Origin of the sequence: Clostridium brassicae, assembly GCF_026738875.1 — a bacterium.
GTDB classification, from domain to species: domain Bacteria; phylum Bacillota; class Clostridia; order Clostridiales; family Clostridiaceae; genus Clostridium_H; species Clostridium_H brassicae.
The window spans coordinates 1-16,402 of record NZ_JAPQFJ010000007.1 but is presented as its reverse complement, the minus strand read 5'-3'; the positions used below and the strand labels follow the sequence as shown (position 1 = coordinate 16,402).

14 protein-coding genes and 1 pseudogene are annotated in these 16,402 nt (G+C 29.8%); 12 read left to right on the top strand and 3 right to left on the bottom strand.

Translation table 11 applies throughout. The features are described 5' to 3' along the window. Window positions 1–42: 42 nt before the first annotated feature. Both secD and secF read left to right on the top strand, forming a co-directional pair. Window positions 43–1,308, top strand: a pseudogene (gene secD, locus OW729_RS19415) (protein translocase subunit SecD); the annotation flags it as partial. Window positions 1,309–1,329: 21 nt separating this feature from the next. Further along, window positions 1,330–2,196: a protein translocase subunit SecF gene (secF, locus tag OW729_RS19410; protein ID WP_326498367.1), complete on the top strand. Its 867-nt coding sequence runs from the start codon at window positions 1,330–1,332 to the stop codon at window positions 2,194–2,196. Window positions 2,197–2,266: 70 nt separating this feature from the next. Here the strand turns inward: secF and OW729_RS08170 are convergent, their stop codons facing one another. Continuing rightward, window positions 2,267–2,398: a hypothetical protein gene (locus tag OW729_RS08170; protein ID WP_268060998.1), complete on the bottom strand. Its 132-nt coding sequence runs from the start codon at window positions 2,396–2,398 to the stop codon at window positions 2,267–2,269. Between the two features lie 179 nt (window positions 2,399–2,577). Between OW729_RS08170 and OW729_RS08165 the strand changes: the two genes are divergently transcribed. From OW729_RS08165 to OW729_RS08125, 9 genes are all read left to right on the top strand, one after another. Next, a complete protein-coding gene (locus tag OW729_RS08165; RefSeq protein WP_268060996.1) occupies window positions 2,578–3,438 on the top strand; it encodes a DHH family phosphoesterase in 861 nt (286 codons plus the stop codon). A gap of 116 nt (window positions 3,439–3,554) precedes the next feature. After that, window positions 3,555–4,073: an adenine phosphoribosyltransferase gene (locus tag OW729_RS08160; protein WP_268060995.1), complete on the top strand. Its 519-nt coding sequence runs from the start codon at window positions 3,555–3,557 to the stop codon at window positions 4,071–4,073. 194 nt (window positions 4,074–4,267) lie between these two features. Continuing rightward, window positions 4,268–6,454: a RelA/SpoT family protein gene (locus tag OW729_RS08155; protein WP_268060994.1), complete on the top strand. Its 2,187-nt coding sequence runs from the start codon at window positions 4,268–4,270 to the stop codon at window positions 6,452–6,454. Between the two features lie 13 nt (window positions 6,455–6,467). Further along, window positions 6,468–6,917: a D-aminoacyl-tRNA deacylase gene (dtd, locus tag OW729_RS08150; protein ID WP_268060993.1), complete on the top strand. Its 450-nt coding sequence runs from the start codon at window positions 6,468–6,470 to the stop codon at window positions 6,915–6,917. 156 nt (window positions 6,918–7,073) lie between these two features. Further along, complete coding sequence (locus tag OW729_RS08145; protein WP_268060992.1) at window positions 7,074–7,679, top strand: MBL fold metallo-hydrolase; 606 nt, start codon at window positions 7,074–7,076, stop codon at window positions 7,677–7,679. Window positions 7,680–7,867: 188 nt separating this feature from the next. After that, window positions 7,868–9,289, top strand: coding sequence for a coproporphyrinogen III oxidase (locus tag OW729_RS08140; RefSeq protein ID WP_268060991.1), 1,422 nt, complete (start codon window positions 7,868–7,870; stop codon window positions 9,287–9,289). Between the two features lie 49 nt (window positions 9,290–9,338). Further along, complete coding sequence (gene hisS / locus OW729_RS08135; RefSeq protein WP_268061130.1) at window positions 9,339–10,592, top strand: histidine--tRNA ligase; 1,254 nt, start codon at window positions 9,339–9,341, stop codon at window positions 10,590–10,592. Between the two features lie 15 nt (window positions 10,593–10,607). Further along, the gene (gene aspS / locus OW729_RS08130) at window positions 10,608–12,395 is read left to right on the top strand and encodes an aspartate--tRNA ligase (protein ID WP_268060990.1); all 1,788 of its coding nucleotides are present in this window, start codon (window positions 10,608–10,610) and stop codon (window positions 12,393–12,395) included. Between the two features lie 514 nt (window positions 12,396–12,909). After that, a complete protein-coding gene (locus OW729_RS08125; protein ID WP_268060989.1) occupies window positions 12,910–13,179 on the top strand; it encodes a metal-sensitive transcriptional regulator in 270 nt (89 codons plus the stop codon). Between the two features lie 153 nt (window positions 13,180–13,332). Here the strand turns inward: OW729_RS08125 and OW729_RS08120 are convergent, their stop codons facing one another. Then, on the bottom strand, window positions 13,333–13,779 hold the full coding sequence (locus OW729_RS08120) for a threonine/serine exporter family protein (protein ID WP_268060988.1): 447 nt from the start codon (window positions 13,777–13,779) through the stop codon (window positions 13,333–13,335). After that, entirely contained in the window at window positions 13,776–14,552 is a 777-nt protein-coding gene (locus OW729_RS08115) for a threonine/serine exporter family protein (protein WP_268060987.1), read from the bottom strand. The genes OW729_RS08120 and OW729_RS08115 overlap by 4 nt, the downstream gene beginning before the upstream one ends. A gap of 355 nt (window positions 14,553–14,907) precedes the next feature. Between OW729_RS08115 and glyA the strand changes: the two genes are divergently transcribed. Then, window positions 14,908–16,143: a serine hydroxymethyltransferase gene (gene glyA, locus OW729_RS08110; RefSeq protein WP_268060986.1), complete on the top strand. Its 1,236-nt coding sequence runs from the start codon at window positions 14,908–14,910 to the stop codon at window positions 16,141–16,143. Window positions 16,144–16,402 lie beyond the last annotated feature (259 nt).

Here is a 16,402-nt window from a genome sequence, read left to right as displayed (position 1 = left end):
AGGTATATTTGTGCCTATAATATGTGACAAAGGGGGATAAAAATGAGAAACTCAAAAGTTAACAAATCTAAAAAAACTAAGAGTACAACTTTGTTTTGTTTAATTGTTTTAGTAGTAGCTGTGCTAGCATATGCTGGTTTTTTTGGATTTAAGAATATAGCTGGGTATAGAGTAAAACCATTTAGTGAAACAATAAACAAAGGACTTGATCTTCAAGGTGGTATTTCTGTTTTAGAAGAAGTTCAAAGTGAAAAATTTGATAATTCTACAATGGAAACAACTATAGAAATGCTTTCTATGAGAGTAAACCCTAATGGGGCTAAAGAAACAACTGTATCCAAAGAGGGGAAAAATAGAATAAGAATCGAAATACCAGGAGAGTATGATTCGAAGAAAGTCCTTCAAAGTATAGGAAAAACAGGTAAATTAGAATTTAAAGGGCCAGATAATAAAGTTATTTTAACTGGTACAGATGTTAAAACAGCAAATTCATATATGAACGAAATGGGTAAACCTATAATAGGGTTGGAACTTAATGCAGAAGGAACTAAGAAGTTTGCTGAAGCTACATCAAAGTTTTTAAATCAACCAATAGGAATATATATGGACGGGGAAGAACTTACTAAGCCTACAGTTAACAGTGTAATAACTAATGGAAAGGCAATTATTGAAGGTAGTAAGTCATTAGAAGAAGCAAAACGACAAGCTAATATAATAAAATCAGGAGCTCTTCCTGTTACACTTAAAGCTGTTGAATTTAAGACAGTAGGTGCAACTCTAGGACAAAATGCTTTGCCTCTAAGTATGAAAGCAGGAGCTATAGGAATAGGATTGATTTTATTATTTATGTTATTCTACTATAGAGCGCCTGGATTAATGGCAGATATAGCACTAGTATTTTATGTAGTTATTGTACTTGCGACTTTCTCAGCTGCTAATGTAACACTTACTTTATCAGGAATAGCAGGTTTCTTACTTACGGTAGGTATGGCTGTTGATGCTAATGTACTCATATTTGAAAGAATAAAAGAAGAGTTAAAAATAGGGAAAAGCATAAGAAATGCTGTAGAAACAGGGTTTAATAGAGCGCTTTCATCTATACTTGACTCCAATATAACTACCATAATAGCAGGTATAGTTTTATATTCTCTAGGTTCAGGTTCAGTTAAAGGATTTGCTTTAACACTTATGATAGGTATAGTATTAAGTATATTTACAGCCCTAACAGTTACAAAACTATTACTTAAATTAGGTATTGAAATAGGATTAATCAATTCAACTTCTCATTTTGGTGTTAAGAAGAAGGAAACAGCAAATAGGGTATTAAGTATTATACAAAAAACAAAAATTTGGTTTAGTTTATCTTTAATAATAATTGTAATAGGTATGACTCTCTTGGGAGCTAAGGGGTTAAATTATGGTATAGATTTTAAAGGCGGAAATATTGTAACTATTGATATGGGAAAAGGCTTTAATCAAAATATTAAAGAAGAAGTAGATAAGATAATAAAAAAATATGATCCTAATGCTACCACTAATATAGCTAATGAAACCCAAATAGATATAAAAAGTAATGTATTAACAAATGATACTATAAATAAAATGTTTAATGATGTAAAACAAAAATATAAACTTAAGGACAATGCTTTGGTTTCTCAAAGTAATGTTGGTCCAGCCATAGGTAAAGAATTAAAAGATAAAGCGTTGAAAGCTTTTGGAATAGCAACTATAGCAATGTTAATATACATAGCTATGAGATTTGAACTTAAATTTGGAATAGCAGCAATAGTAGCGCTAGTGCATGATATACTGATTACTTTAAGTGTGTATGCTATTTTCCAAATCCCTTTAAATTCTCCTTTTATAGCAGCGATATTAACTATATTAGGTTATTCTATAAATGATACTATAGTTATTTTTGATAGAATAAGAGAGAATAAGAATAAGATGAGAGGCAAAAAAATAGAAGAATTAGCGAATGAAAGTATAACACAAACAATGACAAGATCTATAAATACTGTATTAACTACATTATTTACAATTGTAGCAGTTTATGTATTTGTACCATCTGTAAGAGATTTTGCTTTCCCTCTTATAATAGGGATAGTTTCAGGAGCGTATTCTTCAATTTTCATAGCAAGCCCAGTTTGGGTTATGCTTAAGAAAAGGAAATCCAAAAATAAAGCTGCAGCATAGATAGATTTCTTAGCTTTAGATGGAGTTCTAAACTCCATCTAAAGCCAAGAAAACATTATTTAAGGTTCTGTTATTTCTTACTCTCTTTAAAGAGAATGAGAGTATTAGAATGACTAGACATCGGATAAACAGAATTCTTAGTTTCAGAAGGAGTTTTTACTCCATCTGAAAATTTAGAAATCGTTATCCAGGGTCGTGTCATTTCTTACTCCCACTTTAAAGAAAATGGGAGTATTAGAATGACTAGACATCGGATAAGCAAAAAGATCCAGAGAGGTGAATTCTGGGTCTTTTATTTTTTTATTTGTAAAAAATATTTGTAATAATAGTGATTTTAACTTATAATATTATTTGCTTCCTATAAACTTTGGGGGACTGTATATGAAAAAATATTGTTGTTATGATAACTTTTTAAGTTCAATGAATGAAAGTGATACATATATTTTAAAAGGAATAAAAAGTGCTGTTGACAGGATTACTGAAGCAGTTAATAAAAGAGAGAAGATAATTGTTTACGGTGCCTATGATGTAGATGGGATAACCAGCGTTTCACTTCTTATTCTAATTTTAAAATATTTAAATTCAGATGTAGAGTACTATATTCCAGATACTTTAGAAGAAAAAGAAATTTTTAATTGTGATGCAATTGAAAATGATATAAGAGTTCTAGGAGCAAATTTAATCATTACCGTAGGATGTGGAATTAATTCATTCAGAGAAGTAGAGTTCTGTAAAAAATATAATATGGATGTAATAATTACAGATTATCATGTGCCCAAGGATGGTATACCGAAAACTATAGTTATAAATCCTAAACAAGAAGGGTGTATTAATTCATTCAAAGAATTGAGTGCGGTAGGGATAGCTTATAAATTAGCTTATGCTATAGCTAAAGAGTATCATGTGAAATATATTGAAAAGTATCTTGATTTAGTAGCAATAGGTATAATTTCCAGCGGTGTATCTTTAGTTGATGAAAATAAAAGTATGGTTGAAAAAGGCATTTATTATTTAGCAAATACTAATAACTATGGAATTAAAGCTTTAATGAAAATAAATAATATAGTTGATATAAACTATTTGTCTTTATTTAAGATTTCTCACACTATAATGCCTAAAGTTAATGCAGTAGGAAGAATGGACGATGCAAGGATAATAGTTGAGCTTTTTACCACTTCTGATAAAGAAAGAGCAGAAAGAATTGCTAAGTATATAAATATGATAAGAAAATATAATTTTTAATATAGACTTTGTTTTAAAAAATGCAAATAATATTTCCTAAAACGTCCTTATTGACAATTTCTTAAAACATAGCCTTAATACAATTAAAATCAATAAAACATGTAGGGGGAATACAAGTGGATTTAAGAGAAAGTATTAGAATAATTGATGGATTTCCTAAGGAAGGAATAAGTTTCAAGGATGTTACAACACTATTACAAAATAGTAAAGCTTTCAAGTACTCAGTAGATAAAGTTGCAGAGCATTTAAAAGACAAAAACGTTGATGTTATTGTAGGACCAGAAGCTAGAGGCTTTTTATTTGGTGCTCCAGTAGCTTATGCAGTTGGAGTTGGATTTGTTCCTGTTAGAAAAAAAGGAAAACTTCCAAGTGATACAGTTTCAGTTGACTATTCTTTAGAATATGGAACAGATACTTTAGAAATACATGAAGATGCTATAAAACCAGGACAAAGGGTTGCTATTGTAGATGATTTACTTGCTACGGGTGGAACTATTGAATCTGTTGTTAAACTTATAGAAAAGCTTGGTGGAGAAGTGGTAAGCGTTGACTTTATTATTGAACTTACTGATTTAAAAGGAAAAGACAAACTAGATGGTTATGATGTAATGTCTTTAGTTCAATACGATATATAAAAGTACTCCTGACTTGATCAGGAGTGTTTTTTATAATGATTAATATATTTCAAAATGGATAAAATATTGGTAGACAAAGGAATTATATAAAAAAAGGTTTTTATTGCAAATTTCTACACCATATTATATAATGTTTATAAAAAAAACAGCGGCTGGTTACTAAAACCAGCTTTTGATTTTAGGAGAGAAATTGTATGCTGGATGATTTATTAGAAAAAATTGACGGAAATTGTCATAATGTTAATAAAGAATTTATTATAAAAGCTTATAATTTTGCGGAGAGTGCACATGAGGAGCAAAAGAGAATATCTGGTGAACCATATATAATGCATCCAGTTCAAGTTGCTTGTATACTGGCTGAAATGGGATTAGATGAAAATACTATTGCAGCAAGTTTACTTCATGATGTGATTGAGGATACGCACTATACTTATGAAGATGTAGAGAAAGAGTTTAATAGTGAAGTTGCTAACTTAGTTGAAGGAGTAACAAAACTCGGCAAAATAAAGTATAAAACAAAGGAAGAGCAACAAGCAGAGAATGTAAGAAAGATGCTTTTTGCTATGACTAAAGATATAAGAGTTATATTAATAAAGTTGGCAGATAGACTTCATAATATGAGAACTTTAAAATATATGTCTGTTGAAAAGCAGAAAGAAAAAGCAAAAGAAACTTTGGATATCTATGCCCCTTTGGCACATAGATTAGGAATTTCCAAGGTTAAATGGGAATTGGAAGACTTAGCTTTAAGATATATGAATCCTAACCAGTATTATGATTTGGTAAAAAAGGTTGCTGAAAAAAGAGATGAAAGAGAAGAATATATAAATAATATAATTCAGCAACTAAAAGAAAAATTAGAAAGTACAGGTATAAAAGCAGATATAGCAGGAAGACCTAAACATTTTTATAGTATTTATAGGAAGATGGTTGTAAAAAATAAAACTATAGATCAAATTTATGATTTAACTGCTGTTAGAATTATTGTAGAAGATGTAAGAGATTGTTATGCTGCATTAGGGATTGTACATACTATGTATAAGCCTATTCCTGGAAGGTTTAAGGATTATATAGCAATGCCTAAACCTAATATGTATCAGTCACTACATTCAACAGTTATTGGACCTCAAGGAAAACCTTTTGAAATACAGATTAGAACTTATGAGATGCATAATACTTCAGAATATGGAATTGCAGCTCATTGGAAATATAAAGAAGGAGATTCGGCTAAAGATGGTAAGAACTTTGAGACAAAGCTTACTTGGCTTCGTGAAGTTTTAGAATGGCAAAGAGAAACTACAAATCCTGAAGAATTCATGGAAAATTTTAAAATAGATATGTTTTCAGATGAAGTTTTTGTATTTACACCTAAAGGTGCTGTAATAAATCTTCCATATGATTCAACTCCTATAGATTTTGCATATAGAATCCATACAGATGTAGGGCATAAATGTGTAGGGGCTAAAGTTAATAGCAAAATAGTTCCTCTTAATTATCGTTTAAAAACTGGAGAAATTGTGGAAGTGCTTACATCTGCAGCATCTAAAGGGCCTAGCAAGGATTGGCTAAATTTTGCAAAGAGTAATCAAGCTAAAAGTAAAATTAAAGCTTGGTTTAAGAAGGAAAAAAGACATGATAATATAGAAAAAGGAAAAGAATTAATTGAAAAAGAATGTAAGCGTCAAACAATAAACTTTACCAAATTGGCCAAAGGTGAGGTTTTGGATACATTATTAAAGAAATTCAACTTTAATACTTTAGAGGACTTATATGTCGGGTTGAGTATAGGTTCTGTAACAGCTTCTTCCGTTATAAATAAACTAGTAGCTTATTCAAAAACTGAAGGAGAACAAAAAGAAGAGGTTGATTTAGAACAGCTAAAAAAGCAACTTAATGAATCTGCTAAAATAAAGAGAAAAGGCAATTCACCTGGAGTTAAGGTAAAGGGAATTGATAATGTATTAATAAGATTTGCAAAGTGCTGTAATCCTGTTCCGGGTGATCCAATTATGGGATATATAACAAAGGGAAGAGGAGTTTCAGTACATAGAAAAGATTGTGAAAATGCAAAGTCTTTAGCTATAAATGATACTACTAGGCTTATTGAAGTTGAATGGGAATGTGAAAATTCTAGAAAGTCAGAATATATAACCGCTATAGAAGTAAGAGCAGAGAATAGAGATTGCCTACTAGCTGAACTTATGGAATCAATAATAGATACAAAAATAGCTTTATATGCAGTTAATGCTAAAACAATAAGGTCAGATATATCAATAGTAAATATAAAGCTTAGAATATCTGATATAGAAAAATTAAAAGAAGTTATGAGAAAAATGAAAAGGCTTAAAGGAGTTATTTCTGTATATAGAACAAAAAATTAATGAGGTGTTAAGATTGAGAGCTGTAGTACAAAGAGTTTCTTCATCCTCTGTAATGGTGAATGGAGAAGTTGTAGGAAAGATAAAAAAGGGATTTAATGTTTTGCTTGGTATATCTAAAGATGATACAATGGAAGATGTTAGATATTTAAAGGATAAAATAATAAACTTGAGAGTGTTTGAAGATGAAGATGAAAAATTAAATAAATCCTTAAAAGATGTAGAAGGGGAAATTTTAGTAGTTTCTCAATTTACTTTATATGGAGATTGTAGGAAAGGAAGAAGACCTAATTTTATGCAGGCTTTAGGAGGAGAAGAGGCGGAAAAACTCTATCTAGAGTTTATAGAGGCGTGTAAAGAAGAAATAGATATAGTAGAAACAGGAGTATTTGGAGCTCATATGAAAGTAGATATACAGAATGACGGTCCTGTAACTTTGATGATAGATAGTAAAAAAAATTTTTAATATAAACATGGTTCTTGGTTTCAGACGGAATTTTAAGTCTCACAGTTTAATTTTAGGACTTGTTTCAAATTATATATAATATTATATATAAGTAATTTATATAATATTAACAATTTTAAAAACACAGTCTAATTTTGAAATAGAAAGGGTGGTATCATGAAAATAAAAGTAATTCCATTAGGACTTTATGCTGCGAATTGTTATATATTAATAGATGAAAATACTAAAGATGCCTCTATAATAGATCCAGGCGGAGATGCTAAGCTTTTAATAAAAGAGGTAGAAAAATTAGAAGTTAATCCTAAGTATATTCTTTTAACTCATGGACATATGGATCATGTTGGAGCTGTAAATGATGTTAAGGAAAAATATAATATACCTGTATATATTAATTTAAAAGATAAAAAAATGATGAATGAAGGTCAAGATGTTTTTGGGGCGACTTGGAAAGGAACTTCTGAAGATACAGAAATTAATGAGGGTGATATCTTAACATTAGGAAGTTTGGAAATTAAGTGTATAGAAACACCCGGTCATACTCCAGGTGGAATGTGTTTTATTGTAAGGAATGTAGTTTTTACAGGAGATACTTTATTCGAAGGTTCAATTGGCAGAACCGATTTTGTTGGAGGAGATTATAATGCATTAATTAAAAATATAAAAGAAAAATTAATGATTCTTCCTGAAGACACTATAGTTTTACCTGGTCATGGACCTAAAAGCAATATTGGATATGAAAAAAGAAGTAATCCATTTTTATAATGGATTATGCTTTAAAATAACGTAGAAATCCATCAAGATACCATAGTGTTTTACTTAATGGAGATTTATTGGCATTTGAGTAAATATTAAAAATTTTAATATTTATATAAAAGGTGGATTTTTAATTGCAAATCACATAGAACTTTAGAATTTATATTTCTGTTCTATTGATATATGAGGTAATAAAAATGTTAAAAATTAAATTGAATGATTTTAAATATAGATATGATGTATATCATATTTTTAAGCTTTTTTTTGGCTTTGAAAATATTATTTTTGTTGAAGAAGATTTTAATTATGAAGTAAGGATATTGGATAATAAAGTAGAAATATATGAGGATAATAATGAGTATATTTTTGAATTTAATAAGGCTTTAAAAAAAGGCAATGCTATAAAAGGTGCAATTTTCAAATATCTTAAAAATAAAACAGGTAAAAATCTTCCTTGGGGAATTCTAATAGGAATAAGACCTACAAAAATTGTTTTGGAAATGATGAAACAAGGGAAAAGTGAAGAAGAAATAATTAAAATTTTTAAAGAAGATTTTTTTGTTAGGGAAGATAAAGCTAGACTTTGTGTAGATATAGCAAACATGGAAAAAGAAAGAGTCAATAAAGAGCAAAATAACATAAGCATTTATGTGGGAATGCCTTTTTGCCCAACAAGATGTTTATATTGTTCTTTTGCATCAAATCCTATTAAAAGTTGCATAAAGATAGTAGATGACTATTTAAAAAACTTAGATTATGAAATATATAAAATTAGAGAATTTATAGATAATAAAAATCTAAATATAGAGTGTGTATATTTTGGAGGAGGTACTCCTACTTCTGTAAATGAAGGACAATTTGAATACATTATGTCTTCTATATATAAGAGTTTTGTAGAAGGAAGAAGTGTAAAGGAATTTAATGTTGAGTGTGGAAGACCAGATAGTATTAATGAAAATAAGCTTAAAATTATGAGAAAATATGAGGTTAATAGAATAAGTATAAATCCTCAAACTATGAATAATGAAACTTTAAAGGAAATAGGTAGAAACCATAGTGCACAAGATGTAATAGATAAGTTTAATATGGCAAGAAAATGTGGCTTTGATAATATAAATATGGATATAATTGTTGGACTTCCAAGTGAAGGACTTTCTCATATTAAAAATACTTGTTCTGAAATATTAAAACTTAATCCAGACAGCGTTACGGTTCATGGAATGTCTGTCAAAAGAGCTTCTAGACTTCATGAGAAGATAGTTAATAAAGAAATTAATATAAAAGAGCAAGATGAGTTAAATGAAATGTATGAAGAAACAGTTAAGCTGGCGCAAAATCTTAATATGAAACCGTATTACATGTATAGACAAAAAAATATGCTGGGCAATATGGAGAATGTAGGATATGCTACAAAAGCTAAAGAAGGAATATACAATATTGAGATGATTGAAGAAAAACAGACTATTATAGGTATTGGAGCAGATGCTGTTACAAAAGTGATTTTCCTAGATGAAAATAGACTAGAAAGATTTCCAAATATAAAAGATGTAAGAGAATATATGCATAGAATAGATGAAAAAATTCATAAAAAATTAGAGTTGCTAGGAAAGCTATATTAGTAAAGTGCCAATAATTTGGCACTATAATTTTGAAGGAGTGTGATATTTGATGGCAATTCAAGCCCCAAAGGGAACCAAGGATTTACTTCCTGCAGATTCTTATAAATGGCAATACATAGAAGAAAAATTAAGAAATATAGCTGCTGTTTATGCTTGTAGAGAAATTAGAACACCAATATTTGAACATACAGAATTATTTGAAAGAGGAGTAGGAGAGACTACGGATGTTGTGCAAAAGGAAATGTACACTTTTAAAGATAAAGGGGATAGAAGTGTAACTTTAAAAGCAGAAGGAACGGCTCCAGCAGCTAGAGCATTTATAGAAAATAGTTTATTTAATGAAGCACAACCAACTAAGATGTATTATTTTACTCCGGTTTTTAGATATGAAAATGTTCAAAAAGGAAGATTGAGACAACATCATCAATTTGGAGTAGAAGTTTTTGGTTCAAAAGAGGCTTCTATGGATGCGGAGATTATAAGTCTTGCAATGAAGGCTTTTAAAGAGTTCGGAGTACATAATTTAGAATTAAATATAAATAATATAGGATGTCCAGAATGCAGAAGTAGGTATAATGATGCACTAAAGGCATATTTTAAATCTAGATATGATGAACTTTGTGATACATGTAAAAGTAGATTTGAGAGAAATCCTATGAGGATACTTGATTGCAAAGTTAAGGAATGTAAAAGCATAGCTAAAGAAGCGCCTATCATTTTAGATTATGTTTGTGAAGAGTGTAAAGATCACTTTGAAAAATTAAAGAATTATTTAGGTGCTTTAGATATAAAGTACAAAGTTGACCCTTATATTGTAAGGGGATTGGATTATTACACTAGAACAGTTTTCGAAATAATAAATGATAATATAACAGTGTGTGGTGGTGGAAGGTATAATGGCTTAATAAGTGAAATTGGAGGAAAAGATACTCCTGCGGTAGGCTTTGGAATGGGAATAGAAAGGCTACTTCTTACTCTAGAAGAAAATAATATACAAATACCTAAACCAAATCATGTAGATTTATATATTGGATCTATGGGTGAAAGAGGAAAGATTGAAAGTTTAAAATTAGTAAATATTTTACGAGATAAGAAATTAAAGTGTGAATGCGATCATATGGATAAATCCGTTAAAGCTCAAATGAAATATGCTAACAAGATACAAGCGGCATTTACCATCATCTTGGGAGAAAATGAGTTAGATGAAGGAAAAGCTAAACTAAAGAGAATGGAAGACGGAGAGCAGTTTGATATAAACTTGAAGGATTTAGATACAATAGTTACAATAGTAAATGGAAAATAGTAGAGGAGGATTAACATGGCAGAATCATTAAATGGACTTAAGAGAACATCCATGTGTGGACTTTTAAGAGAAACAAATGTGGGTGAGAAGCATGTAGTTATGGGATGGGTTCAAAGAAAAAGAAATCTTGGAGGATTAGTTTTTATAGATCTTAGAGATAGAGATGGAATTCTTCAAGTTGTATTTGGAGAAGAAATAAATAAAGAAGCTTTTGAAAAAGCAGATTTAGTTAAAAGTGAGTACTGTATAGCTGTAGAAGGTGAACTTGTAAAAAGACAGTCTCCTAATGAAACTTTACCAACAGGAATGGTTGAGTTAAAAGGACAAAGTATCAAGATACTATCAGAATCTGAAACTCCACCTATATACATAAAAGAAGATTTAGATACTGATGAAATGGTAAGATTAAAATATAGATATCTAGATCTTAGAAGACCGGATATGCAAAAAATATTTAAAATAAGACATAAAATAGCTAAAGTAGTAAGAGATTTCTTAGATGAAAATGGATTTTTAGAAATAGAAACTCCTATAATGACTAAGAGTACTCCAGAAGGAGCCAGAGATTATCTTGTTCCAAGTAGAAATTACCCAGGAATGTTTTATGCATTACCTCAATCACCACAATTATTTAAACAATTATTAATGGTGTCAGGTTTTGATAAGTATTTCCAAATAGCTAAATGTTTTAGAGATGAAGATTTGAGAGCTAATAGACAACCTGAATTTACTCAAATAGATATGGAACTTTCTTTCGTAGACATGGAAGATGTAATTGAAGTAAATGAAAGATTAATAAAGAGAATCTTTAAAGAAGTTGGAGATATAGATGTACAGCTTCCTATACAAAGAATGCCATACAAAGAAGCTATGGATAAGTACGGAAGTGATAAGCCAGATTTGAGATTTGGAATGGAAATTAATGATCTTACTGATGTAGTTAAAAATTGTGAATTTAAAGTATTTAAAGATGCTATAGAAAATGGGGGAAGTGTTAGAGCAATAAAAGCACCAACCTGTGCAGATATGGGAAGAAAGCAAATTGATAAACTTGGTGAATTTGTAAAGACATATAAAGCAAAAGGTCTTGCATGGATGGCATATAAAGCAGATGAAATAAAATCTCCTATATCAAAATTCTTAAGTGAAGAAGAAATAAAATCTATTTTAGATAAGGTAGATGCAAAACAAGGAGATTTAATTTTAATTGTTGCGGATAAAGACAGTGTTGTACTTCAAGCTCTTGGTGCATTAAGACTTCAAATGGCAAGCAAACTAGAATTATTAAAAGATAATAAGGAATATAAGTTTGTTTGGATTACAGATTTCCCACTATTAGCTTATAATGAAGAAGAAGACAGATATCAAGCAGAGCATCATCCATTTACAATGCCTAAAGATGAAGATATAGAGTACCTTGAAAGCGATCCAGGTAGAGTAAGAGCAAAAGCATATGATATAGTTTTAAATGGAGAAGAATTAGGTGGAGGAAGTATAAGAATCCACGATACTAAACTTCAAGCAAAAATGTTTAAGGTTCTTGGATTTACTAAAGAAACTGCTTGGGAGAGATTCGGATTCTTATTAGATGCTTTTAAATTTGGTCCACCACCACATGGCGGATTAGCTTATGGATTTGATAGAATGACTATGTTCCTTGCTGGAACAGAAAACATCAAAGATGTTATAGCTTTTCCTAAGAATCAAAATGCTTTCTGTCCTTTGACGGAAGCACCAAATGTAGTTGATGAAAATCAATTAGAAGAATTAGGAATAAAAAAATCAGTTACAGATAATAAATAATTTATCCGATGTCTAGTCGTTCTAATATTCCCATCTTCTTTAAGTAGGAATAAAGAATGACACGACCCTGGATAACGACTTCTAAGGAGTAAAATTCCTAAGAATTCTGTTTATCCGATGTCTAGTCGTTCTAATATTCCCATCGCACTCTGTGAAAGCGATTCGCACCAAATCGAAGATTTGGACTCTCTGCTTTTTTAAAAAGTAGGAATAAAGAATGACACGACCCTGGATAACGACCTCTAAGGAGTAAAACTCCTAAGAATCCTATTTATATATTTTAATAAATTATTGAACTTATGTAATATAAGAAAGTAGAGTAACAAAGTTAAAAAACGCAAAGATATAAATATCAGATTCCTACTTAATTAATGAAATAAGCATATTTAATAAAAATGTTGTTTATTTCATGGTTTGGTAGGGATTTTTTTGATAAAAAGATAAATTGGTGATATACTAAAATAATACCGGGTATACGTATATAATTTATTATTTTAATGTAGGAGAAAGATATATGGAAAAGAAGAAGGATAAAAAGAAAAACATACAAGTTAGATTAAGACGTATTGAGGGACAAATAAAAGGAATAGAAAAAATGATGGATAGCGAAGCCTGTTGTAGAGATATATTAATACAAGTTGCAGCTGTAAGAGCAGCCATGAACAAAGTTGGAGCTCTTATACTTCAAAACTATGCAGAAAATTGTATGGTACAAGAAGGGGATGACAAAAATATTGAAAAGATAGAGGAACTAATATCTACTTTGACCATGTTTATGAAATAGAACAATGTTAGTTACTGGTAACTAGCTACTAGGTTAAAGATACTAGGAGAGGGTGTCTTGATAGGTCTTTAGAATAAAAGTGCTAGTTGCTAGTTATTAATTGCTAATAATCACAAAAGTTTTTAGATAAATTATTTAGCATCTAGCACATGTTTATTTTTTCATCTTTTTTATAGACATTATTACCTTGGTAATTGAAGCTACAAGAATGGTAGCTACGGCTATGGTTACAGCTAGACTAAGGGTTTCTAAGCCTATGCCAAGAGATGTGTCGATGTTTCCTTTTGTGGATTCTAGCATAGTATAATACATTCCGGCTCCAGGTACTAAAGGTATAATAGCACAGATTAAAAAAATTGTTACGGGGGCTTTTAATACTCTAGCAGCTATTTCAGAATATATACTTAAAGCTATTGAACCTAAAAATATTGCAAAAATTTTTGAAGCCGAATGCTGAAGAGCAAATATGTAAACAAACCATCCAATGGCCCCTCCTAAAGAAGTGAAAAAAATATTTTTACCTCTTATATTAAATAGGATGGCGAAACACAATGTAGCCATAAAGGCATATAAACAATTTAAAAGAAGGTTATCAATCATATAATTATACCTCCAGATACTAGTGACCATATCTTTATTACTAATCCTGAGCCTACAGCTATTGCTATAGCTATAAAAAATGCTTCTACGGCTCTAGATATTCCAGAAACTAAATCTCCAGATATAGTATCCCTTATAGCATTAGTAATTAAAAGACCTGGAACTAAAATCATTATAGAACCTATTATTATTTTATCAGCATCATGACCTATATTAAGTTTAATACTAAGTATAGCTATAAAAGATGCTATAGCACCACATAAGGAATTTATAAAAAACTCGTTTATTTGTATCTTATTTAAAAACGTAAATGTGATTTTTATAATTAAGCCTATCACTAAAGAGACAAAGAAGTCTTTAATATTTCCTCCAAAAAGCAAAGTGAAAAAACCAGCTACAAAAGAAGCTGCGATAACTAATACTCTAGAACTAAATCCTTTCATATTACTAATTTGGTTAAGTTTATCATTTACTTCGTCTAAAGTTAATTTTTTAGGAAGTATAGATCTTGATAAATCGTTTACCATGGAAATTTTCTCTAAGTTTACAGTTCTAGTACTTATTCTTTTTACAACAGAATAAGTTTCCCCGTTTTTATCTATAATAGAGAGCATAATTCCTGTAGGAGTCACAAAACAGTCAGCTTGATTCATATTAAAGGAATAGCAAATTCTTCTCATGGTTTCTTCTACTCTATAAGCTTCACCACCACTTTGGAGTATTATTTCCCCAGCTTTAATAGCAATATGAAGTAATTTGTAGCTTCTATTCATGCTGAAGACCCTTTCTGATAAGTAATATTTTTACTAAGTAATGTTTAATGTTTTATAAGGTAATTATAACATAATAACTTTATAAATATGTATTTAATTTTATGCTATTAATCTCTAAATTATAATGATTGGTCATTAAAAAACAATTGCTGGTTTTAATTGTTAAAAGAGCTATGGAAGTTTTAAATAAGGCATTTAGAAAGTAAAGATTAGTTACTAAAAAGAAGAAAGACTAGGGTATTTGGCAAAAACTTTTATGAAATCTAAAATTCACCTAGTACCTAAGAAGTTAGGGTTGATAATTTAAAGAAAAAAACTTATAATTTAGTAAACATATTTTAAGGAGGGGCTAAATTTGAATTTTGATAATTTAAAGATTATAGACAAAGAAATTTATGAGGTTATACAGGATGAAACAGGAAGACAAAATGACAATATAGAACTTATAGCTTCAGAAAATTTTGTAAGCAAAGCAGTAATTGAGGCAATGGGATCTCAACTTACAAACAAATATGCTGAAGGATATCCAGGTAAAAGATATTATGGTGGATGTTACATAGTAGATAAAGCAGAAGAGTTAGCTAGAGAAAGAATGAAAAAGCTATTTAAAGCGGAACATGCAAATGTTCAACCACATTCAGGTTCACAAGCTAATATGGCTGTATATTTATCAGTATTAAAACCAGGAGATACCATATTAGGTATGGACTTAACTCACGGAGGTCATTTAACTCATGGAAGTCCAGTTAATTTTTCAGGACAATTGTTTAACTTTATTTCTTATGGTGTAAATAAAGATACTGAAAAAATAGATTATAATGAACTTAGAAAAATTGCTATAGAGAATAAACCAAAAATGATAGTAGCTGGTGCAAGTGCTTATTCAAGAATAATAGACTTTGAAGCTATAAAGTCTATTTGTGATGAAATAGGTGCTTACTTCATGGTAGATATGGCTCATATAGCAGGTTTAATAGCTGTAGGTCTTCATCCATCACCAGTACCATATGCAGATTTTGTTACAACTACTACTCATAAAACTTTAAGAGGACCTAGAGGTGGAGCTATATTATGTAAAGAAAAATATGCAAAAGCAGTGGATAAAGCCATTTTCCCTGGAATACAAGGAGGACCTTTACTACATGTTATAGCTGCTAAAGCAGTTTGTTTTGCTGAGGCCTTAAAGGAGGATTATAAGGACTATATACACCAAGTTGTAAAAAATGCTAAAGTTCTTGAAGAAGAACTTAAAAAATATGATTTTAAATTAGTTTCAGGAGGAACAGATAATCATTTAATCCTAATTGATTTAACTAATAAAGATATTACAGGAAAAGAAGCAGAAGCTCTTTTGGATAGTATAGGAATAACAGTAAATAAAAATACTATTCCTTTTGAAACAAGAAGTCCATTTGTCACAAGTGGCATAAGAATAGGTACTCCTGCTGTTACAACAAGAGGATTTAAAGAGGAGGAAATGAAAGAGATAGCTTATCTTATAAACTATGTAATTGAAAATAGAGATAAGGATCTGACTGAAGCTAAAGAAAAAGTTAATAAAATATGCAGTAGACATCCTATTTATAAATAACTAATTTAAAGAGGAAGATGTATTTTAATAAATTGGAAACTTGCATAATTGTAAAATTATGCAGTTACATCAAATATCTTTAAATAATAACTTTAGAACTTTATCAAAAAAATTAACAATTTTTTGATAAAGTTTTTTTGTCTATAAATAAAACCACCTGCTATGCAGGTGTGTTCAGAAAAGCTTAAGCGTTGAAAAAAAATACCTCGCTTTGATAGAATAGATATGGTTTCGTCAGCCAATCTAAAATCAAAGGAGG